The organism is Oleiphilus sp. HI0079, assembly GCF_001635105.1.
Genome location: NZ_LWFT01001168.1, coordinates 1 through 1,084, shown reverse-complemented (window position 1 = coordinate 1,084; position 1,084 = coordinate 1). Strand labels below are relative to the sequence as shown.

Here is a 1,084-nt window from a genome sequence, read left to right as displayed (position 1 = left end):
GCTGGCGATTCTGCTTTAGGAGGCGAGTTCGATCGAGTGCGTCAGGACGTGCTTTGCAAGCAGCGCGATCTTACTGATTTGCTGGCCGAAGTGGCTGGAATGCGTCAAAAAATGCGCCTCGCTGCGGTGGATAAGCTCAAATCGCAAGAAATAGCGGATCAGAATATCAAGCAGGGTCGAGGTGGGTTGATTGATATTGAGTTCATTACCCAGTATCTGATTCTAGCTTATGCTCAGGACTACCCTGAGCTTGTGCGTTGGACCGACAATGTTCGCTTGCTTGAATCTCTAGCGGCCACCGTCGATGTGCCTTTGGAGTTTGCGGTCTTGATTGATGCGTACCGAGCTTTACGGTCGGCGCTGCACCGAAAGAGTCTCTCGGGTGTCAGTTATCCCGGTGGTCTGAATGGCTTTGCCAAAGAGCGAGAGCAGGTGCAGCGCGCTTTTGCCGAGTTGTTCAAAGAATGACTCTAGAGCCCTGTTTATCCGTAGGCTAAGACAATCTTAGGTGCTAGAATACGCAACCTTTTTGTTTAATTTGAGATCATAATGCCGGTTTGTCCGGCATACGTAAGGAGTGGTGCGCAATGTCGATGGCTGATAGAGATGGCCTCATTTGGTTTGATGGTGAAATGGTTCCTTGGCGCGATGCGCAGGTGCACGTGTTAACACACACACTTCATTACGGCATGGGTGTCTTTGAGGGCGTTCGTGCATACGAGACAGACAAAGGTACTGCGATCTTTAAACTTCAGGATCATACCGACCGTCTTTTCCGTTCTGCGCACATTATGCGCATGGATATGCCGTTCTCTAAAGAAGAGATTAATCAGGCTCAACTTGCTGTCGTAAAAGAAAATAACCTGAAAGAAGCCTACCTTCGCCCGATGGTTTTTTACGGATCAGAAGGTATGGGTTTGCGTGCCGATAACTTGAAAGTGCACGTTATTGCGGCCGCATGGGAGTGGCCGTCATATATGTCGCCTGAGTTGCGCGAGAAAGGCATTAAAGTACGCACATCATCTTACACCCGCCACCATGTAAACATCAGCATGTGTAAAGCGAAAGCCAATGGTCACTACAT

1 protein-coding gene and 1 pseudogene are annotated in these 1,084 nt (G+C 49.2%); both read left to right on the top strand.

What is annotated here, in order from left to right; translation table 11 throughout:
• A pseudogene (locus A3750_RS20810) lies at positions 1–468 on the top strand (bifunctional glutamine synthetase adenylyltransferase/deadenyltransferase); the annotation flags it as partial.
• Positions 469–587: 119 nt separating this feature from the next.
• A partial coding sequence (locus tag A3750_RS20805; RefSeq protein WP_197475206.1) for an aminotransferase class IV occupies positions 588–1,084 on the top strand: 497 nt, incomplete at its 3' end.